The organism is Corynebacterium sp. 13CS0277, assembly GCF_002994655.1.
Lineage (GTDB): Bacteria > Actinomycetota > Actinomycetes > Mycobacteriales > Mycobacteriaceae > Corynebacterium.
In genome coordinates this window covers 72,115-92,844 of record NZ_PPDL01000002.1, presented here as the reverse complement: position 1 = coordinate 92,844, position 20,730 = coordinate 72,115, and the positions used below count along the sequence as shown (strand labels likewise).

The 20,730-nt window shown below is 66.7% G+C and carries 11 protein-coding genes, 1 tRNA gene and 1 pseudogene; 8 read left to right on the top strand and 5 right to left on the bottom strand.

Features of this window, described 5'->3' with window-relative positions; translation table 11 throughout:
* Positions 1 to 169: 169 nt before the first annotated feature.
* The 4 genes from C1Y63_RS01110 (at position 170) to C1Y63_RS01095 (ending at position 4,423) form a co-directional block, all read left to right on the top strand.
* A complete protein-coding gene (locus C1Y63_RS01110; RefSeq protein WP_106014624.1) occupies positions 170 to 925 on the top strand; it encodes a hypothetical protein in 756 nt (251 codons plus the stop codon).
* Entirely contained in the window at positions 922 to 1,686 is a 765-nt protein-coding gene (locus C1Y63_RS01105; protein ID WP_106014623.1) for a hypothetical protein, read from the top strand. Before C1Y63_RS01110 ends, C1Y63_RS01105 begins: the two co-directional genes overlap by 4 nt.
* A gap of 228 nt (positions 1,687 to 1,914) precedes the next feature.
* Positions 1,915 to 3,849, top strand: a complete 1,935-nt coding sequence (locus C1Y63_RS01100; RefSeq protein WP_106014622.1) for a hypothetical protein — start codon at positions 1,915 to 1,917, stop codon at positions 3,847 to 3,849.
* A gap of 394 nt (positions 3,850 to 4,243) precedes the next feature.
* Positions 4,244 to 4,423: a hypothetical protein gene (locus tag C1Y63_RS01095; protein WP_106014621.1), complete on the top strand. Its 180-nt coding sequence runs from the start codon at positions 4,244 to 4,246 to the stop codon at positions 4,421 to 4,423.
* Between the two features lie 974 nt (positions 4,424 to 5,397).
* Here C1Y63_RS01095 and C1Y63_RS01090 read toward each other — a convergent pair.
* From C1Y63_RS01090 to C1Y63_RS01075, 4 genes are all read right to left on the bottom strand, one after another.
* On the bottom strand, positions 5,398 to 6,120 hold the full coding sequence (locus C1Y63_RS01090; RefSeq protein WP_106014620.1) for a hypothetical protein: 723 nt from the start codon (positions 6,118 to 6,120) through the stop codon (positions 5,398 to 5,400).
* A gap of 642 nt (positions 6,121 to 6,762) precedes the next feature.
* The gene (locus tag C1Y63_RS01085; RefSeq protein WP_106014619.1) at positions 6,763 to 7,740 is read right to left on the bottom strand and encodes a ribose-phosphate diphosphokinase; all 978 of its coding nucleotides are present in this window, start codon (positions 7,738 to 7,740) and stop codon (positions 6,763 to 6,765) included.
* Between the two features lie 572 nt (positions 7,741 to 8,312).
* Entirely contained in the window at positions 8,313 to 9,800 is a 1,488-nt protein-coding gene (gene glmU, locus C1Y63_RS01080; RefSeq protein WP_106014618.1) for a bifunctional UDP-N-acetylglucosamine diphosphorylase/glucosamine-1-phosphate N-acetyltransferase GlmU, read from the bottom strand.
* Positions 9,801 to 10,188: 388 nt separating this feature from the next.
* Positions 10,189 to 10,260, bottom strand: a tRNA-Gln gene (locus C1Y63_RS01075).
* A 115-nt stretch (positions 10,261 to 10,375) separates the two neighbouring features.
* Between C1Y63_RS01075 and C1Y63_RS01070 the strand changes: the two genes are divergently transcribed.
* From C1Y63_RS01070 to C1Y63_RS12625, 4 genes and pseudogenes are all read left to right on the top strand, one after another.
* The gene (locus tag C1Y63_RS01070; protein WP_106014617.1) at positions 10,376 to 11,110 is read left to right on the top strand and encodes a TetR/AcrR family transcriptional regulator; all 735 of its coding nucleotides are present in this window, start codon (positions 10,376 to 10,378) and stop codon (positions 11,108 to 11,110) included.
* 537 nt (positions 11,111 to 11,647) lie between these two features.
* Positions 11,648 to 15,307: pseudogene (gene mfd, locus C1Y63_RS01065) on the top strand (transcription-repair coupling factor); the annotation flags it as partial.
* A 509-nt stretch (positions 15,308 to 15,816) separates the two neighbouring features.
* Entirely contained in the window at positions 15,817 to 17,496 is a 1,680-nt protein-coding gene (locus tag C1Y63_RS01060) for a hypothetical protein (RefSeq protein ID WP_106014615.1), read from the top strand.
* A gap of 43 nt (positions 17,497 to 17,539) precedes the next feature.
* Positions 17,540 to 19,606: a hypothetical protein gene (locus tag C1Y63_RS12625; protein ID WP_158256050.1), complete on the top strand. Its 2,067-nt coding sequence runs from the start codon at positions 17,540 to 17,542 to the stop codon at positions 19,604 to 19,606.
* Between the two features lie 34 nt (positions 19,607 to 19,640).
* On the opposite strand, the gene C1Y63_RS01050 is transcribed toward C1Y63_RS12625, so the two are convergent.
* Positions 19,641 to 20,570: a hypothetical protein gene (locus C1Y63_RS01050; RefSeq protein WP_146128818.1), complete on the bottom strand. Its 930-nt coding sequence runs from the start codon at positions 20,568 to 20,570 to the stop codon at positions 19,641 to 19,643.
* Between the last annotated feature and the right edge of the window lie 160 nt (positions 20,571 to 20,730).

Genomic DNA, 20,730 nt, shown 5'->3' with positions numbered 1-20,730 from the left:
CGGGGAGACACCACTGGCACGTGCACCGGCACCAGCCGCTGTGGCGGCATCTGAGGCAGATGTGGGGACTGCACACCCCCACAACGGTGACCTCCCCGGGGGCCACCACACCACGACCACGACCACCACGACGACGACAAAGGACGACAGAAGAAGGGGGAACCCACCCATGACCACATACGGCCACGCGGTGGCCGCCACAGCACTCGCTGCTGTGGCCCTCGGGGGAGTAGCGGGCTGCGCGGCACCACCGCCTCCCGCGCACCACGCCGCCGGGCACGCACAGGCTGACGCCCCGGAGAGAGACGACAACCCTGCGTCCCCTCCCGAGGAGAGCAACCGCGGCGCTGCGTCGCAGGGCCTCCGCCCGGACATCCCCTTCCATGAGCAGGTCGACTACGAGCGTCTGCCTCATGGCTTCAGCAGGTTCGATGAGGGCTTTGAGCTTGTCAATGTGTGCGACGAGGAGATGGTGAAGCACTACGCCGAGATCGGCATGGAGCCCACCCTGTTCGCTCCACTCGCGATGCTGACCTTCGACCAAACATCCTGGAGCTGCTCCCGCCCGGATTCCGGTACACGACCCCGGGATGAAACCGAAGTCTTGGCCGAGGGCATCAACCGCGAAGAAATCGCCACCGTCCTCCCCCAAAACTTCTTTGGGGACGCGGAAGATACCTGGTTGCCCGGGGCGTATTACCTTGACTACGACGCAACGGGAAGGAATCAGAACAATTGTCAGATCGCGATCGACTCCCCGCGGGGTCGCATCGCGGTTACCCACTACGGGGCTCGGCGTGAGGGCCGCGTTCAGGAGCATTGTCAGCTTGCTCGGCAAACCCTGGAAAAGCTGTATCAGGACGAGGTGTTCCTGCGGAAGATTTACGGGGATGACATTCCGCTGAAAGGCGGAGGGACGGCATGAGCGCTCGTATTCTCCCCAGGCACTGGCACCCCGGGGTGGCGGCACTAGTGATGATGGTCGGTGGGCTCTGCGGGGGCTGCGCGCTTAACCCTGAGGGCGGCGGCGATGCCGCCTCAGGCGGGGGCAGTGCCCGGGCTGCCGACTCGGCTCCTGCTGTCGAAGCCGAGGGGGAAGCAAAGCCTGAGGCCGGACACGAGCCCGATCCGGATGTTCCTTTCCACGAGCAAGTCGACTACGGGCGTCTGCCGCAAGGCTTCAACAGGTTTGATGAAGACTTCCAGGTGGTGAACCTCTGTACCGACGACATGGTCGAGCACTACGAGAAGCTTGGTTACAAGATCCGGATGTACCTTCCCTTGCAGATGCACAGTGTGCGCCAAACCTCCTGGAGCTGTTCCCACTTCGATCTCTCCGGGCGGCTCGGCGAGGAAACTGAGATTTTGGCGGAGGGCTACAGCCGCGAAGACATCACCACCGTGCTGCCCCAAAATTTGTTTGGGGATGCAGAAGATACCTGGTTGCCTGGGGCGTATTACCTCGACTACGACGCTCTGGGAGAGCAGGAAGACAACTGCCAAATCGCGATCGACTCTCCGCGGGGCCGCATCGCGGTTACCCACTACGGGGGCGTGCGTGAAGGCCGCGTTCAGGAGCATTGTCAGCTTGCTCGGCAAACCTTGGAAAAGCTGTATCAGGACGAGGTGTTCCTGCGGAAGATCTACGGGGATGACATTCCACTGAAAAATGAGCCACGGGGGTAGCGGTCCACTGTTGCGACTTTCCATTCTGACGTGGGGAAACGGTCCTCATGTCGCTGCTCGGGGGTAGTCGCAGAAAAATTGGGGGCACCACTTTGCGCCTCGGTCGTATCTAGAGCAACTGCAGCGCTCTGCTGTGACCCCGCAGCCAGCGGGGAGGCGGAGTGCCCGGTTCGCCCCAGTTGGGCGAGCCCTGTTCAACCCATTCTCTGACACTCGAAGGAGTAACTCATGGACGGATTCGAGATCGACCTCGACCGACTCCAGACTGCGGAAAACAACGCGGGTGATGCCGTGGGCAAGGCCCTCGGACTGTTTCGGATCCCCGACCGAATGACCTGGGGAAATTCTTTCGATTCGCCGGTCCCCGGATTCGGTGAACTCGTGAGGTCCCACGTTCGTGTTTTGAACGGAGACCTTGGCTCAGCGGTTGAGGTTCTTCGCACCTACGCGGATCAGGTGGATTGGATGCACCGCAACCTCGGTGCCACCAGCAAGAACTTCGCGCTCGCCGACGCTGGTTTCGCCACCGGCCTGGACGACATCCTCAACGGCACGATCAGCAAGATCGCCGACCTCATCGAGTTCCCCACCAGGCCCGATCCCGTCTTCGACGACTTCTCTTTCCCGACGCCCTCGGCTGGCGGCAGCTCCCTCGAAGGGCTGTCTTCGGCGTTCGCTGCCACTAACAGCGGCAGCTTCGGGGTGTTGGCTGATACGTGGCGTTCGCTGGAAACGACGGCCCGTTCGCTCGCCGATGACCTGCACTCGATCAAGAACTACATCGCCGACGACTACGGCGGCGACGTCATTGTCGCCGCCACCAACGCGATCCGAGAGCTGGCCGACGCCAGCGACGCCTTCGCTGATAACGCCAAAGTCATGGCCTACTACGCGGAGAATCTCATCAGCATCCACGCCGCAGGACAGCGTGAAGTCGACGCCCACCTCGCCGAGGTGGCCGCCGTTGAAGACCCCATCGAAGCCCGCGCCCTCGAGAAGGCCCTGCTCTCCGATTTCTTGTCCTACTTCGACGGGGAACTGACCAACGGGGTGCCCAACATCAACAACCTCATGGGCGTCGGCAAAGTCAGCCCCGGCGGTGCCTCCGGCAAGGATCGCGGCCGTGCGCTGGAGAACCGCATCACCGGCAACGGGCGCACCCCGAACTGGGACACCCCGAAGATCAACGGCTCCGGCAACCTCACCAGCGGCGGCGGTGGCCTGCCGAGCATGCAAGGCCTCAGTGGTGGTGCGGGTGCTGCGGGTGCCAGCTTCGCCAACGTCGACGCCTACCTCAACGACCTGAAGAGCATCGGCGCCGGGCAGTCCGCCACCGGATTTGGTGGCCTGGGTGGCGGCGCTACCCCTGGTGGGGTGGGATCCCTCGGTAATGCTCCCGCACCTGGCCTGGCCGGTGGTGCCGGCGGCAGCGGCGCAGGTGGTGTAGGCGGCATCGGCGGCTTGGGCTCCTTGGGTGGAGCAAGCCCGCGTGTGGGCGCGTCCCCGCACGTGACGAGGCCCGTGACACCTTCCGGTCCGCGTCACGACCAGGGAGCCGGTGGAGGTACTGGTGCTGGTACTCCCGGCGTGGGCGCGGGTGTTGTCGGTGGTGTTGGTGCCGCTGGCCCCAGGGCTGGTGGGGTTCCTGGCGTGGGTGGCGTACCGCGCCACCGGCAGGGCGGCTCCGATGGGCTGAACCCAGGGCGTAGAGCCGGTGCCCCTGGCGTGGGGCATGGCGGTCTTGGCCGTGGCGGTATGCCTGGTGGCGTTCCGGGTGGCGTGGGTGCCGGTCGTGGTTCTCGCGGCCTCGGCAGCGGCGGCAATGGTGGCAATGGTGGTGTGGGGAATGGTCTGGAGCGCCCCGGTGGCTCGCGGGGCGGGCATCTGGGTCAGCCGACGCCGTCGCCCTCCCCGGCACCGGGTGGTGGTGAGCCGCATGCCACGGGGCAGGGTTCGCAGGCGAAGCATCCGCCGATGATGGGTGCACCTGTCGGTGCGGGTGCCCGTGGTGGGGCTAAGGACAATGAGAAGAAGGGGCCGCAGACCTTCAACGATTTGGAGCGTGAAGACAACCTGCGGGCATTGTTGGGGGAGCCGATCCCGTGGACAAACCAGCACCTGGATTTCGGTAACCGGCCGGATACGGGCAGCCCCTATAAGTAAGGCCCCAGAGGGCCGTGGCGTGGTGTTCCCGTGGTTCCTCTCCCCGTGGGGGAGGGGTGCTGCGGGCCTGCCACTGTCGGAAGCTCAGCCGCCGGTGGATGCTCTTTGTCCTCGCGTTTTCCGTGCTTGTTGGCAGGTTACTTAAGGGAGCAGCCATGGTCGTGGCGTTGCTCCCTGTGGCGGTGCAGCTGCCGATCGACCGCGCCACGCCAGATCAATTCCCCTGAAATCCTTGCCAAACCCACACTCGACACATATGCTGGGGACACTCCAACGATTTCAGTAACCCAGGGCACTGGGTGAAATCGCCCCACTCACAGCGCGAACATCATCGTTGTCCTGTGGGTGGTCCACCCCCAATCCACCCCCGAGTACCTTCCCAAGGAGGTCCACCATGCACACCTATACCAAGTACGGTTTCTACGCCATCGCAGTCGCAGTCTGTGGGCCGTTGCTCGCGACCATGAGCACCACCCCTGGTCTCGGGATCACGGGCTGGACCACCGCACTCCTGGCCCTGTGGGCGGCGATGTTCCTCTTCATTGCTGGGGCTACCCCGCAGGATCGCAGGTAGTCCTGGTCTTTCCGTCCGGGCCAGTCGCTGAAGCTGCCGTCTGCGGATGATAGAAAGCCCGGTGTCGCCTCTGTGGCGGCACCGGGCTTTCGCGGCTCTTCCGTAGTTTTTGGAGTTGCCTAGCTCACCTCGAACAACGGTTCCCTGCCCCATCGGGCCGCCCACCCCCGGGCGCGTCCACGCATGCACGAAGACCCCGCACAGCACACAATAGATAGAAAGCAAAACAACTACGCGGCTATAACGAGGGGGTCTGAGTCAAATTTTGGCATGGTCTGTTCTGGACAACCAGCCTGACCAGGGACCCGCCAACTAGGTGGCAGCCATCACCGCCTCCTCCCGGCCACTGGAAGACCCCAGCGACGCGATAAACGCCAGCTCAAACTTCGCAGGCGACCGCCCCCCAACGCATCCTGAGGACGCCGGCAGTTGTAGGTATCCAAGATCCACCACCGCCCCCCGGCGCGCCCGCAGTCATCAACGGGGCGGCCCTGATCGACTGCCCCACGTTCCGCACCACGGTGTGCTGCCCGGCCTGCTACGGCACACGTGCCATCAACAGGGCTGGAGTTACACCACCCTAGCCCTCAATACTTGTCACTTAAACCAGGCTCTGACGTTGCCGCCGGGCCGTGGAAAAGCCCGAGACCCTGTGCATGCACAGGGGCTCGGGGGTTGTAGCAGTAGGTGGGCGCGGATGGCAGCCGTGCGGCAGGGCGGTGCAGAGGGCGTTCGCGCCGCACAGCCTGCGCTCACCGCGGGTGAGGCGATGCGGCCAGTGTTGGAGTGTTCGCGGTGCTGAGGGGTCAGTGCCTTACGCTGCGGGCATCGCGTTAAGCAATCGCTGCGCGGGCAAGGCGGTGGTGTAGTCACAGCGAGGGCGACGAGTTGGCCTCACGCCAGACGCTGCTTCCCTCGGCGGGCAGTCGCCTGCCCGCCCCGGCCGGTCTGTCGGGACCACGAGGGTGCGTGTCTTAAAACTCATGAAGCCCGAAGAAGCGGTTCAGGGCGTGGTGGACCCCGTCGGCTTCCTGATCCTCAATGCGCAGATAGCGGCGGGCGAAGTCCGGTGAGGCGCCGATTGCCTTGGCGAGGTCGTCGATGCTCACGCCGTTGTCGTAGGCACTTTTGGCTGCATCGCGGAGTTGGTCCTTCGCGACATCGAGTTGTACTTGGAGGTCGTCGGCCACTGCGTCGGCTGCGCGGACCTGTTCGAGGAAGAGCTCCTTGGGGTTATCGGCGGCCGCAAGGGTGGCGTCGATCGTGTACGAACAGTGACTGTCGGGCAGCGTGGTGGTGTCCTCGACGCGGCCGTAGAGGGATTGCGCCCGCTCGAAGTGGGTGTCGACGATCTTCCGCATGATGGGGAGGCCGACCTTTGGGTCGGGGCGGCAGGCTCGCGCAATGTCGTCGAGCGTGTTGATATCGGTGAGGGTGACCTCGTCCGGAGCGCAGCCGTAGACTGCACAGGCCAGTCCTTTGAGAAGTTCCGGGGTAATCTGGCGTACCTCAAAGGGGGAGTCGGGAAATGAGTCAGGGAAGACGGCCTGCCACTGGTCAGCCCAGTCGATGGGCAGGGGCGCGTCGGGTTGGCGGTGGGCGTGGGCGTAGCAGATGGCGTCGCGGCACGATTCGAGGCTTCCCGTGGAGTAGACACGGCGCTCTCTGTAGTAGTCGTAGGCACGCAAGAGGTACATCGGGTGACCGTCCTTGGGATTTCCAGTTCGGGCGCACTGTGCGCCCTGGGGGCTGTGGTGGTCCGATATGTAGTTATAACCAGTCGCCGGGTGGTTATCGGCGGTGGTGTTGACATCCTATGGGCTTTTCCGGGGCTGCGCCAGGGGAGGGGGCAAAAAGTGATGAAGGGAACAAAAATCGCCCTGACCTGTGTTAATGAGTAGAATGATTCCCCCGATGCAAGGGGATGTTTCCCCATCGCTCTGCGGTCGCGGTCCGTGTTGAGTGCGGTGTGGGCTTGTGTTTGCGGGGAAGTCGCGGCCCGATGTCTCATACCAGTTGCCCTGGCATCTGGGACCACTGCTGGTGGGTGTTGCCGGCGTGCGCCCGCGCAGTGGCTGGCGTGGCACCTGGTCTGTGCATGCTGTGAGCCTTCGTGCCGGGTTGGGCGTAGGGGGCCTGATCGGTGTGGTGTTGCGGCCTGATGTCGGCCCGGCACCATGCAGCCTTGTGTGTGGGGCTGGGGAGGGATGAAAAAAAGGGGCCCACCGTGTCCTTCCGCCATCGGTGATGGGGTTGGGGTGGGACCCTTCTTTGTTGCCGACGCGTTGCGTGGGCGGTGAGGCGTTCAAGCCTCAGCGTTCTCGGGCTTGGTGCAGGCGTTAGGCCTGGCCCTCAAACAGCTGGGTGACGGAGCCGTTTTCGAAGACTTCCTTGATCGTCTTCGCCAGCAGCGGGGCGATCGACAGGACGGTGAGGTTGTCCCAGCCTTCGTGGTCCTGGGGGAGGGTGTCGGTGGTGATGACTTCCTTCGCGCCGCACTGGGAGAGGCGCTCCCGGGCGGGGTCAGAGAACACGCCGTGGGTGCAGGCGATGATGACGTCGGTGGCACCCGCTTCGCGGAGGACACCAACAGCGCCGGCGATGGTGCCGCCGGTGTCAATCATGTCGTCGAGGAGCACACAGGTCTTGCCGGCGACGTCACCGACGACGCGGTTGGCCACGACCTGGTTGGCGACGTCGACGGAGCGGGTCTTGTGCACGAACGCCAGCGGCGCGTCGCCGAGGGTCTTGGCCCACTTCTCCGCGACCTTCACGCGACCGGCATCGGGGGAGACGACAGCAATGTTGTCGAGGCTGTAGTTGTCCTTGATGTAGTCGGTCAGGATCGGCATGGCGTGCATGTGATCGACCGGGCCGTCGAAGAAGCCCTGGATCTGGTCGGTGTGCAGGTCGACGGAGATGATCCGGTCCGCGCCGGCGGTGCGGAGCAGGTCGGCGATGAGGCGGGCGGAGATCGGCTCGCGGCCGCGGTGCTTCTTGTCCTGGCGGGCGTAGGGGTAGAACGGCAGGATCGCGGTGATGCGCTTCGCGGAACCACGCTTGAGCGCATCAATCATGATGAGCTGCTCCATGATCCACTTGTTCAGCGGCTGCGGGTGGGACTGCAGCACGAAGGCATCGCAGCCGCGCACGGACTCTTCGTAGCGGACGAAGATTTCGCCGTTGGCGAAGTCGCGGGCCGTCATCGGGGTGACGTCCACGTCCAGTTCCTTGGCGATCGCCTCGGCAAGTTCGGGGTGGGCGCGCCCGCTGAACAGCATCAGGTTGCGCTTGTTGTCGATCTGGTGAGTAGTCATAGCGGTGGGTGTACCTGCTGACCCTTCCTTGATGTGGGTTGGCCCCGGTATAAGGCTGCGACAAGGCAACAACGAACCCACGCCACGCCCACCAGTGGTGTCCTCCCCGGGGGTGTCGTGCCGGGCACACGGTGCGCGCCGCAGTGGGTGACACGGGGGAGAAGCTCAGTGGTGGGGCGGTGGTTGTGTTTTCGCTGCGCCGCCCCGCGCCCGAGGCTGCGGTGGCACCACAGACACTCGACGGGCATCGGGTGGGGCTGGTGGTGCCGGGTGGCGAAGGAAAAGTGAAAAAGAGAGAAGAAAACTGCACACGCCGCACCCGGTGGTGCGCGCGTCCGCTACCAGTGTAACCGCTGGGGACCACCCCACTGTTGGCGCGCCCCCACGCGTGGCCACACAGCTATGCGTGCCCAGCCGGAAAGCCCACCTGAACAGTGCGGATGTCAGACGCGACCGCGCCCCGCGCGCGGGCGGCACGCAAGGGCGTCCACCCCATCCGGGGGAGAGCGCGGGCACCCGCGCAAGGCTGGCCACCCCGGGCGGCCGCCTGGGGTGGTGCGGCTTACTGGTGGCTAGTCCTGCTCGACGATCGGGGTGCCGGCGGCGTGGGCGCGGGCCGCGGCCTCAGCGGCGGGGGTGCCGGGGCGCTTGTTCTCCACCCAGCCTTCGATGATGCGCTGCGGGCCCCCGGAGACGACCAGTGCGCCGGCGGGCACATCGCCGCGGATGACGGTGCCGGCGCCGGAGTAGGCGCCGTCGCCGACGGTGACGGGGGCGATGAACATGGTGTCGGAGCCGGTGCGGACGTGGGAGCCGATGGTGGTGTGGTGCTTGTTCACGCCGTCGTAGTTGACGAACACACTCGAGGCGCCGATGTTGGACTCTTCGCCGACGGTGGCGTCACCAATGTAGGTGAGGTGGGGCACCTTAGAACCATTGCCAATGGTGGCGTTCTTCGCCTCGACGAAGCCGCCGAGCTTGCCGCGGGCGCCGAGGACGGTGCCGGGGCGCAGGTAGGTGAAGGGGCCGATGGTGGCGTCCTCACCGATGACGGAGAGCGTGGCGTGGGTGCGCACCACGGACGCCCCGCGGTGGACTTCCATGTCGATGAGGGTGGTGTCGGGGCCGATCTCCACACCATCGGCGATGCTCGTCGCCCCCTTGAGCTGCACACCGGGGTGGATGAGCACGTCCTGGCCGATCTCCACATCGACATCAATGAAGGTGCTGTCCGGGTCCTCCAGGGTCGCGCCACCACGCATCGCCTTCTCGCAGAGGCGGCGGTTGAATTCCTTCGCAATCGCGGCGAGCTGCACACGATCGTTCACACCGGCGATGAGCGCGGCGTCGTCGATGCGGTGGGCGCGCACAATCTTGTCCTCTGCGCGGGCAATGCCGATGACGTCGGTGAGGTAGAACTCGCCCTGGGCGTTGTTCGTATCCAGGCGGCCCACCGCGTCCCGCAGCAGTGCCGCATCGAAGGCGTACACACCGGAGTTGATCTCGTCGATGAGCTTCTGCTCCGCGGTGGCGTCCTTTTCCTCCACGATGCCGGTGACCTCACCGTCGGCGGTGCGGATAATGCGCCCGTAGCCGGTGGGGGACTCAATCGTCGCGGTGAGCACCGTGACGGAAGCCTTCGGCGAGGTGGTGTGCTCCTGCAGGAGGTTGGTGAGAGTCTCCGAGTTGAGCATCGGCACGTCGGAGGTCGTCACGAGCACGGTGCCCTCAAATGCGCCGCCGGCCGCAGCATCGAGCTCCGCCAGGCCGCAGGCCACCGCATCGCCGGTGCCGTTCTGCTGCTCCTGCACCGCGATGAGCACCTGCTCCAGCCCGTGGGCGGCGCTCAGCTTCGGGGTTTCCGCCTCAATGGCGGGGATGACCTGGTCGCGGCCGTGGCCGACAACGGCAACAACGTTGCGGTCGGTGACGCCGGCGGCGGCGAACAGGGCGTGGCCCAGCATGCTGCGGCCGCACACGTGGTGCAGCATCTTAGGCCGGGTGGATTTCATGCGGGTGCCCTGGCCGGCGGCCAGGATGATGACGGCAACGTCACTCATGGGGGATCTCCGATCGAGTCAGCTCGGGATGACACTTGTGCTTCCCACTTTCCCACACCCTTTTGCTTTGTGCCCACACCCACCGCCCCGCCCGCGCGCCCCACGGGTACCGCACCCACCCCGCACACCCCGCACACGCGCACCCCCGTACGCCGCACACAGCCCGCGTCAGCCCACGGATGTGCGCTGTTCTCCCCGGGAGACAGATCCACACACAGGAGCGGGGGAGAGCGGCGGTAAGGGAGTGGGAGAGGAGCAGAGAAAGACGAGAAGGGAAGGGAAGGAAGAGAAGAAAGGGAAGCGGGGCATTCCAGGGCGCAGACGCACAAAGAATCGCCCGGGGTACCCCGCACCTGGCGGGTGTGCTCCGAGCGATTCGTTTTGTCGGCTTCCCTGCTAGGACTCGAACCTAGAAAGACGGCACCAAAAACCGTTGTGTTGCCAATTACACCACAGGGAAAAACGGTCAGAAAAACCGCGAACAGAACTCTAGCACAGTGCCTGCGGGCAGGTGCCTGCGGGGCGCCCGGGGTGCGGTGGGGGTGCGCGCATGCTGGTGGCTTAAGCTTGAAGCCATGGTCAGGCAAAGGATGAGCGGTAAGCAGCGCCGGGAACAACTCATTGAGGTCGGCAGGTCGACGTTCGCTGAGCGTGGCTTCGAAGGCACCAGCGTCGAAGAGATCGCGGCGCGCGCCGGGGTGAGCAAGCCGGTGATCTACGAGCACTTCGGCGGCAAGGAAGGCCTCTACGCCGTCGTCGTCGACCGCGAAATGGTGCGCCTCGAAGGGGTGATCACCTCCTCCCTGGAGGCGGGCCGCACCCGCCGCCGCATTGAGCAGGCGGTGCTGGCGCTGCTCACCTACGTGGAGGAGCACACCGACGGCTTCCAGATCCTGGTCCGCGACGTCACCCCCGGTGGGGAGCGCTCCTACTCGACGTTGCTCAACGACGCGGTCGCCCAGGTGTCCCACATCTTGGCTGGCGCCTTTGAGCAGCGTGGCCTCGACCCGGCGATGGCGGTGCTCTACGGGCAGGCGCTCGTCGGCATGGTGAGCATGACGGCCCAGTGGTGGCTGGATGTGCGCAGCCCCGACAAGGAGCAGGTCGCCGCCCACATCGTGAACCTGTGTTGGAATGGCCTGGCCGGCATGGATCCGCACCCGCGTCTGCGGGTGCTGGAGGACCCCAGCGATGGGGGCGTGGCCCCGGCCGCCCTGGGCGACAGCGCTGCCGCCGCCGACGCAGCAGCAGAACCCGGCAGTCCTGCGGCCGAGCTCGGCGAGACGCAACCGGGTCGCCGGCAGGAATAGCACCACGCCAACCTCGGTGGCACCCACACGATCGGCTGTCGCGGTGCGCTTGAGCCCAGTACCCCCAGGCGGACCGCGGGCGCACCTGCTGCAGCGGCCACCTGTGGACAACCGGCCCGGCCTGGCCCCACCTGTGGACATCCCCGGGCGGTGGCCGCCGGCGGTGGTGTCGCCGCCGGGTATCGTGAGGTGGTCGACAGTCCCGGGCCGCGCCTGTCCACGGGCAGCAGATGCTTCTCTGTGGCGGCGGGTGTGCCTGGCGGCTGATTCTCGGGGAACATTCCTCGTGCAGCACCATGACAGCACCGCACGGTGTGCTGTGCCGACAAGGAGCTGGTGCGCTGCTGTGCGCCGGTGTGTGTACTCGGACGTTTTCTTAGCGATCTCTTCTCTCTTCTTCTCGCTTCTCCTGTCTTTTTCTGTATCTTCCTCATCTACGCAATCGCCTCAACAATCCAAGGGTGTGACGAGACACAAGTGTCGAAAGCTCAACGTGTAACCGCAGGCAGCGCCGGCGCACTGGCGGGCGGGGTGCCCATGCTCTCCGGGCTGGCCCGGGTCGCAGCAAGCGACCGCAAGTTCGCCGGCATGCTCTCCCACGTCGGCCAGCCGCTGCACATCACGAGCCTGCCGCAGGTGCGCCCCTGGGCGCTGGCCACCCTCGCGGGCCGCGCCCCGGTGCTTGCGGTGGCGGCCACCTCCCGGGAGGCAGAAGACCTTGCCGCCGAACTGCGAGAAATCCTCGGCGAGCACAAAGTGGCGTTGTTCCCCGCCTGGGAGACGCTGCCCCACGAGCGCCTGTCGCCGGGCAAGGACAGGATTGGCCGCCGCGCGGAGGTGCTCTCCCACGCGGGGGATCTGCAGGTGGTGGTGACCACCGCCCGCGGGGTGTCGCAGCCGGTGCTGGCCCAGGATCCGGGCCGCACCCCGATCGTGCTGGAGGTCGAGCAGGAGCACGACTTCGATGCGCTCGCCGGCGAGCTCGTGCGTTTCGGCTACCAGGCGGTGGACCTGGTGGCCGCCCGCGGCGAGTTCGCGGTGCGCGGCGGCATTATTGATATTTTCCCCACGACGGCGGAGCTGCCGGTGCGTGTGGAGTTCTGGGGCGATGAGGTCTCTGAGATCCGCCCCTTCAGCGTCGCCGACCAGCGCACCCTCGCCGCCGAGGACGTGGAGACGGTCGCCACCTCCGCCCGCACCGGCGGTGCTGGTGCTGCTTGTGCAGGCACCGCGGCGCGGGTGCAGCGGGTGGAGATTTTCCCCGCCCGGGCGATCCTCCTCGACGAGGAGGTCCGGGAACGCGCCCTCGAGCTGGCGGTGCGCTACGCCTCCCACCCCACCCTGGCGGAAATCTTTACCAAGCTTTCCGACGGCATTGCCGTCGACGGCATGGAAGCCCTCCTGCCGGAACTTGTCACCAGCGAGCTGGTGGCGCTGCCGGAGCTTTTGCCGCGCGGCACCCACATGGTGGTGCTCGACCCGATGAAGGTGCGCACCCGCGTGGCGGACCTGCAGTCCACCGACGAGGAGTTCCTCGCCGCCGGCTGGGAGGCCGCCGCCATGGGGGCCACCGGCCCCATCGCGGCCGAAGGACTCGACCTGGATGCCGCGTCCTTCCGTTCCTTCGACTCGCTCATGATTTCTGCCGCGCGGCGGGGCGCGGTGTGGACGATGAGCGCGCCGGGCATGCTTGACGACGGGGTGGCTGAGGATGATGCGCTGCCGCTCGAGTTTGAGGCGGCACCGCAGCCCCGCGGCGACATGAAAGAAATCGCCGCCATGATGGCGATGCTGCAGGCCCACACCCGCGACGGAGGGCGGGCAGCCTTCATCGCGCCCGCGGCCGCGGTGGTTAAGCGGATGGCGGAGCGGTTTAAAGAAAACGGCATCCCCACCAAGGTCGCCACCTCCGGCTGGGAGCCCACCCCCGGGGAGGTGACGCTCTACCAGGCGCTCAGCCACGCGGGCCTGGTGTTCCCGCACCCCTCCCGCTACGGGGAGACCCAGGACCTGCCGCTGGTCGTCATCACCGAAACCGACCTCACGGGCAACCGGGTGGGCGATATTTCCCGGGCGAAGCGGAAGCCCGCCCGCCGCCGCAACCGGGTGGATCCTTTGGCGCTGCACCCGGGCGACATTGTGGTGCACGAAACCCACGGCATTGGGCGTTTCGTGAAGATGACGGAACGCACCATCGACGCCGGTGACGAGACCTCCCGCCGCGAGTACGTGGTGTTGGAGTACGCGCCGAGTAAGCGCGGCCAGCCCGCCGACCAGCTCTACGTGCCGATGGATGCCCTCGACATGCTGAGCCGCTACACCGGTGGCGATGCGCCGAGCCTGTCGAAGATGGGCGGCAGCGACTGGAAGAACACCAAGAAGCGGGCGCGTGCCGCCGTGCGGGAGATCGCCGCCGAGTTGGTGGAGCTCTACGCGAAGCGGACGACGACCCCGGGGCACGCCTTTGCCCCGGATTCCCCGTGGCAGCGGGAGATGGAGGACAACTTCCCCTACACGGAGACGGAGGATCAGCTCACCGCCATTGAGGCGGTGAAGGCCGACATGGAGGCCCCGCGCCCCATGGACCGCGTCATCGTCGGCGATGTGGGCTACGGCAAGACGGAAGTGGCGGTGCGCGCCGCATTCAAGGCCGTCCAGGACGGCAAGCAGGTGGCGGTGCTGGTGCCGACGACGCTGCTCGCGCAGCAGCACCTGGCGACCTTCCAGTCCCGCACCGACGGTTTCCCCATCACCATCCGGGGCCTGTCACGGTTCACCAGCGCCCGGGAGGCGAAGGAGACGCTGGCGGGCCTGGCCGACGGCAGCGTCGACATTGTCATTGGTACGCACCGGTTGCTGCAGACCGGCATCCAGTGGAAGAACTTGGGCCTCATCATCGTCGATGAGGAGCAGCGCTTCGGCGTGGAGCACAAGGAACACATCAAGGCGCTGAAAGCGGCGGTGGATGTGCTCACCATGTCGGCGACCCCGATTCCCCGCACCCTGGAGATGTCGATGACGGGCATCCGGGAAATGTCGACGATTCTCACCCCGCCGGAGGAACGGCAGCCGGTGCTCACCTACGTCGGCGCCCAGGAGGATAAGCAGGTCGCGGCCGCCATCCGCCGGGAATTGCTGCGCGACGGGCAGGTGTTCTACGTCCACAACAAGGTCAAGAGCATCGACAAGCGCGCCCGGGAACTCCGGGAGCTGGTGCCGGAGGCCCGCATCGTCATCGCCCACGGGCAGATGAGCGAGGAGCAGCTGGAGTCCACCGTGCAGGGCTTCTGGAACCGCGACTACGACGTGCTCGTGTGCACCACCATCGTGGAAACCGGCCTGGACATCGCTAACGCCAACACGCTCATCGTGGAAGACGCCCACCACATGGGCCTGTCGCAGCTGCACCAGCTGCGCGGCCGAGTGGGGCGCTCCCGGGAACGCGGCTACGCCTACTTCCTCTACCCGAAGGGCGTGACGCTGACGGAGACGTCCTACGACCGGCTGGCCACCATCGCCAGCAACAACGAGCTGGGTGCCGGTATTGCGGTGGCCCGCAAAGACTTGGAAATGCGCGGCGCCGGCAACATCCTCGGCGCGGAACAATCCGGCCACATCAACGGTGTGGGCATGGACTTGTACATGCGGCTCATCAAAGAAGCAGTGGACGCGTTCCGGGCGCTCGCCAACGGTGAAGTCATCGACGGCAGCGACACCACCCGCAAGGAAATCCGCATCGACCTGCCGGTCGACGCGCACATCCCCACCGATTTCATCGCCAGTGAACGCCTGCGCCTGGAGGTGTACCGCAAGCTCGCGGAAGCCGCCAGCGAAGACGACATCGCCCGCACCGTGGAGGAAGTCACCGACCGCTACGGCGCCCTGCCGCGGGAAGTGCACCGCCTGCTGGCGGTCGCCCGCCTGCGGCTCGTCTGCCGCGCCGCGGGGCTGACGGATATCGGCATGCAGGGCAGCCGGATGAAGATCCACCCCGTCGACCTGCCGGATTCCAAGCAGGTGCGCCTGCGGCGCATGTACCCGGGTGCCGCTTATCGGGCGGCGGCGAAAGCCATCCAGATGCCGATGCCGAAGGCCGGCAGCCGGATCACGGACCCGCAGCTGCGCGACGAGGAGCTCATCCAGTGGTGCGCCGACTTCGTGTCGACCATGTTCGACGTTCCCGGCGTGGAGGTGACGACGGGTGCCGCCCGCGAGGCCACCGCCCCGCGGATCACCGACACCCCGCCCGAGGCCACCCGCGGCGGCCGCACCAGTAGCACCCGGAGTGCGCGGACCGGGCCGCGGACCCCCACCAGTGCGGCGAGTACGGCCGGCGGGTTTTCCTCCCGCTCGTCCGCGCCGCGGCTGGGGCAGTACGACCCGAACCGGGGTGGCACGAGCGATGTGCAGCGCAAGGCCGCGGAGCGCCGCGCCCGCCGCAAGGCCCGCCACGATGACGACGATGGGCCCGTCAGCGGCGTGTTCAGCTTCTCCGGCTAAGCCGCCACGGTGGGTGCCCCTGGTCCCGCACCCACTGCCCCGGGGTAGCCGCCCCGGGGGTGGTGGGGCAGGGGTGCGGCCTACAATGGGGTTTTCTCAGCAGAAGTGCTTCTTCATCGACGCACCCCCACCCCACCGGCCCCATCTTCCACCGCACCGCGCGGTGTGGGGATGGCTCCCGGCCGGTTGCTATCGGAGGCCCCACCATGAGCGATCGTCTGTCGCCCGCACACCCGCCGCAGGGCAGCACCCCGGCACCCGCGCCGCCCACCCCGGCCCCCGCTGGGTCCTCCTCGCGCGCCCTGTGGCTGGCGCTGGCAGTCTTCGTGCTCCTCGTGGTCGGCATGGGGGTTGTCCACGAGCAGGTGCACGACTCTGGCACGGCGATGGAATGGGTGTATCCCGTGATCGCGGGCAGTGTGGCCGGCTGTTCCCTGTTTGGGGTCCTGCGGAAGCTACCCCGCTGGGTGTTGCTCCTCATCGTCTGTGCTGGAGTGGTGCTGTCGGTGGCGGTGCAGTGGGCCTTGTACACGGAAGCAAGCTTGTGGGAGGTCGTCGGCCCGGATCTGCCCGAGTACGACACCGACCTCTTTGAGACCCCGGATACCGGCCCGATCTCCCCGGCGCTGGCGGGCCTGTTGGCGACGCTGTGGCCGCTGCTGCCGGTGTTCCTCGGGTGCGTGTTCGGTGGGGTGGCAGCCGTCGTGTGCGGGCGCCCGCCCGCAGCCGCCCCAGCTGATCTTTCCGCGCACCCGCCTGCCACCGACCAGCGCGCCGTGGCGGCGCGGTTGGAGGAAGAGGGCTACGAGATGCGGGTGCGGCCCGCCCGCCAGGTGCTGCGGGCACCGGGCACCACCTGGCATAAGGGGGCGGTGATCTCCGGGATGGTGGCGGTGGTGCTGTTCTCCATCGCGCAGATGGTGGTGCCGCCACTTCTTGGCGTCTTCGCCATGTTCTTCACCTTCCCGCCGCTGGCGGCACTGGTGGCCTGCGGGCTGCTGTTTGCCTGCGGGCGGTTGGGCTATCGCACGATGACGACGCTGGCGGTGCTGGGTGCGGTGCCGCTGCTCATTCAGCTGGTGGTCTTCGCTGATGGGGCGGTGGGGCCGATCATTTACCTGCCGGGGCTCATCGATGGCGTGTTCATGCTGATGCTGTACGTGGGCCTGCTGGGGTTGCACGTGTTGTTCTGGACGCCGCGCCTGCGGGCCCGGGACGCCGTCCGGGACACTACCCGCGCGGAGTCCCAGGACGCATCCCCCGCAGCAGCCGGCACCACGCCCGCGGCACTGGGCGCACAGCCTTCCGCCCCGCAGGCTGCGGGTGCACGCACCCCCAGTGATCTGCTCACCGGGGATGTGCGGGTGTGGTTCGCCCGCCCGCAGCAGCTGCCGCTGTGGTCGAAGGATTTCTTCCGCCGCGGCGCCCAGGTGCCCGTCGGCCTCGTGGGGGTCTTCAGTTCCCTGGTGCAGGTGTCGCTGCTGTTCATTTTCCTCATGATGCTGCAGCTGCCGCTGGGCGACCCGCTGGTCTTGGCGCCGGCGGTGTTGCTCGCCGGCTGGGCGCTGTGGTCCCAGCCCCGCACTGTCGTCGTGCGCACCACGGTGGTGGCTGGTATCAGCTGGGTGCTGGTGTACGCGCTGCAGCTGGTGTTGTTCTTTACCGACGCGTTGTTCGCCGAGGGTGGGGTGTTCGGTGTGCTCAACCTCGTGGTGTACGTCGGCGCGACGGTGTCGCAGACGCTGCTCCTGGCGGGTGGGGTTGTGTGGTGGAAGCGGTCCCGGGTGCCGGAGTGGGTGTGGGAGGCGCGGGCGTATGCCCAGTACCAGGCTGATGCCCAGCGGCACGCGGCAGGTGGTGCCCGCGCGGGCGCGGCGCGGGGGTAGTGCGCACGCGGGGACGTTTTCCGCCGCAAGGTAGGGTGGCCTCATGCACACCTCTGATACAGCGGATCCTTGTGCCGAATCCGCGCACCCCACGGACGTCGATACTGCCGCGGATACCTCGGGTTCCACGGATATCGCGGATACCTCGGATACCTCGGACACCGCGGATACCCCCGATGCCGCGGCGGAGAATCCCCACACCCCCACCGAGGAGCCACGCCCCTCAGGCCTGGTGATGGCCACCGTGCGGGCGCGGCGGTATCTTGCGACACCGGCGTGTATCGCCGCCGTGGTGTTGGCGTTTCCGCTGTATCTGTTGGTGCTCGGCCCGGGCGGGGACCTGTCGGTGATGGGGATCCCGGGGATGAGCGTGGGCCTGATGTCCGCCGTGGTCGCCGGTGGGGTGCTGGCGGGCCGCACGCGGGCCACGAAGATGCTGGTGTTGCTGGCGGCGGTCATTGCCGCAGTCGTGCTGCAGCTTGTGGTGGGGCAGGTGTTCAGCCCCATAGATGTCGCGTTGTCCCCGGAGGCGTTGTCCTCTTCCGGCACCGAGTTCGCCGTGGCACTCCTGCTGGCGGCGCTGCCCGTGCGGCCGGTGGTGCTCGCGATCGCCGCTGCGAGCTGCGCGGGCCTGCTGGTCCGCGATATCCCCTTCGCGGAGGCCTCCGAGCAGCGGCTGCGCCTGCCGGGCGAGCCGCTCGATGAGGCGACGGTGCAGATTCTGGAATCCCAGGGCTACCAGGTCCAGGCCCGTCCCCCGCGGGCCCGTCTCCAGTACAGTGTGGCGCGCGCCGGCTGGCCGCCGGTGGTCACCGCGGTCATGAGCGTGCTGTTGCTCTCCGTGGTGTTGCTGGCCGGTTCCTTTGTCGCGGCGGTGGGGTTCGTGTGGATGACTCCGCCGGTGGTGTCCGCACTGGTGGCCACCGGTGCGCTGGTGCTGTGTGGGCGCTGCGGGTACCGCAGCATGACAGTCCTCACGGCGTTGGGCGGGCTGCCGCTGCTGCTGCAGCAGGCGATCGTTGTGAGCGACCCGGTGGGCCCGTCGTTCTATCTGCCGATCCTGTTGGATGGCCTGTTCGCCGCATGCTTCTTCCTGGGGCTCATGGGCCTGCACATCCTGTTCTGGTCGGACCGTCTCGCCCCGCCGACGCGGGCGGATGCGCTAGAGGCGAACGACGATGAGATAGCGGATGATGCCGTGGCGGCACCACCCGTGGTGCCGGGTGCCGGGGTGGTGGAGTACCGGGTGTGGAACCCCGCGGGGGAGCAGCATGCCCCGTGGACAAAGGCCTTTTTCCGCCATGGTGTCCAGGTGCCGACCGCGGTGGCGGCCTTCGCGTCGGTGCTGTCCTTCCCGCTGGCTGGCCTGTGGGTGGTGGTGATGCTGCCGTGGCCGCTGCTCACACCGGTGTTGGCGGGCGTGGTGTTCGTCGCCGGGTGGCGGCTGTGGTCGGCGGGAAGAAAAGCCCTGTGGCAGGCAGTGGTCTCGGGAGTGTTGCTGTGGGTGCTGGCCGCGGTGATTCGGCGCAGCTCTTTGGATTTCTCCAGCATGAACAACGATGCGCTCGTCGCCATCACCATGCTGGGCAGTGAGGCGTTGGCGACGCTGAGCGTTGGCCTGACCATCGCTGCCGGGGTGCAGCTGTGGCAGAAGAGCCGGCTGCCGGAGTGGGCGCGCGTGGAAGGCCAGGTCCGGGTGGTGCAGGACGCCCCCGCAGCGGACCTCCCGGGTGAGGATTCCAACCCCGAGCGCGACGACGCTGAACCGACCGACGATGAGGGCACGCCTGCCGCGGGTACGCCCACCGCAGCCGCGCCGACCACCGGTGACGCCAACACCGAAGACGAGACGGTTGATGGTGCTCGCGATGTCGATGCTGACACCGACGACACAGTGGACGCTGAAGGCGACGTCGCCGCTGGCGCCGGCGCCGAGGAGCCTGCGCCTGTCGACACACCTGCCTCAGGGGAGGACGGTGCCACCGAGGTGCCCGTCACCGTGGCGTCCGCACCGACTGCGCCGGCAGGTGGTGCGCCTGCTGGGGCGCGGCCGTATCCGCAGGCGTTGCGGGTGAAGTACCGGAAGAAGCGGCAGCGCAGACTGCGCTGAGGGCCGTGGCTGGGGCCCTGGGGGCTCGTGTGCCCTAGGCCAAAAATTGACGCAGACCCTCGTGCCGATGACGTGAGTCGAGACCAGCTGCGGTGGTCGCAATTGTTTGAGAAATCGTTGGCCCTGCCAGCATCAACCCAACAGCGATCACCTGCAGCCATTCCCCAGGTGCCCACACGGGCGCAGTGGAAACAGCGGATAAATTCGTCTGCGCGCCAGCGAAATTCTCAATACGCCACAGTCCCAACGGAAAGGCGCCCGGGCGGATCATCCCGGCAACCAACAACAGCGCAAGCCCTACCGCCAGGGCACCCCATGCGACACCGTGGCTGTGACGTGCGCGCCGGGCAACGTGGCTCACAGCAAAAACAACACCCGCGATGACCAATGGGACGAACACCTGAACAAGCAGTGGGCCGATGCCGAACACCAGCGGGACACTCGCGCTCAGGGGAGTTGGCGAGTCCACACCCAGTACAGCAACAGCAAGCCCCCCAATCACGGCAGAAAGACTGCACGAGAGTAAAGCCGGGATGACACGCTGCCGTGCCCATACTCCCCACACGATGCCGATACAGGACGAATTCGCCGCCCCATAGAGCAGCCAGTACTCGTGGGTTCCCGCGTATTCGGTCTGATACTCCTCGAATCCGAAGCTGGCAGCCCACCGAACCTGTGCAACGGCGAGCGCGGTGGCTGCAATCCATGCGACCGCACCAACAATTTTTTGTGTCTTAGGATGAGCGTCGTCGGAAAGCCAAAAGGTCCAACGAGCCATGATCCCGGCGATTGCCAAGCCTCCTGCAGCCGACAATCCGTAGGTGCTGACCACATACGAATCTGCCATCGGCAGTGCACCCCACCAGCCTGCCGGCAGCTGCAGTTCGGGAGGGAGTGAGTTGGTGAACATGATGACCACGCCCAGGAGCCCCACCAACCCCACAACGTTGATACGTGCGTACAACGGTGGCTTTGCTGCACGGGATCGGGGCCCCAGCGCACCATCACGCTCACATGCGTTGTCCATCAACAATCCCCTTCATTGGGTGTGTAAGGCCCGTCGGAACCGCATTAGCGAATTCGTTCGTCCAGTTCCAACTTAGTATCGCTTTGGGCGGCCACAG

What these genes read in the sequence shown, in the direction of transcription:
- C1Y63_RS01095 (WP_106014621.1), top strand. Translation starts at nt 4,244, where the DNA reads ATGCACACCTATACCAAGTACGGTTTCTACGCCATCGCAGTCGCAGTC.
- glmU (WP_106014618.1), bottom strand. Translation starts at nt 9,800, where the DNA reads ATGAGTGACGTTGCCGTCATCATCCTGGCCGCCGGCCAGGGCACCCGC.
- C1Y63_RS01105 (WP_106014623.1), top strand. Translation starts at nt 922, where the DNA reads ATGAGCGCTCGTATTCTCCCCAGGCACTGGCACCCCGGGGTGGCGGCA.
- C1Y63_RS01110 (WP_106014624.1), top strand. Translation starts at nt 170, where the DNA reads ATGACCACATACGGCCACGCGGTGGCCGCCACAGCACTCGCTGCTGTG.
- C1Y63_RS01070 (WP_106014617.1), top strand. Translation starts at nt 10,376, where the DNA reads ATGGTCAGGCAAAGGATGAGCGGTAAGCAGCGCCGGGAACAACTCATT.
- C1Y63_RS01090 (WP_106014620.1), bottom strand. Translation starts at nt 6,120, where the DNA reads ATGTACCTCTTGCGTGCCTACGACTACTACAGAGAGCGCCGTGTCTAC.
- C1Y63_RS01100 (WP_106014622.1), top strand. Translation starts at nt 1,915, where the DNA reads ATGGACGGATTCGAGATCGACCTCGACCGACTCCAGACTGCGGAAAAC.
- C1Y63_RS12625 (WP_158256050.1), top strand. Translation starts at nt 17,540, where the DNA reads ATGCACACCTCTGATACAGCGGATCCTTGTGCCGAATCCGCGCACCCC.
- C1Y63_RS01085 (WP_106014619.1), bottom strand. Translation starts at nt 7,740, where the DNA reads ATGACTACTCACCAGATCGACAACAAGCGCAACCTGATGCTGTTCAGC.
- C1Y63_RS01060 (WP_106014615.1), top strand. Translation starts at nt 15,817, where the DNA reads ATGAGCGATCGTCTGTCGCCCGCACACCCGCCGCAGGGCAGCACCCCG.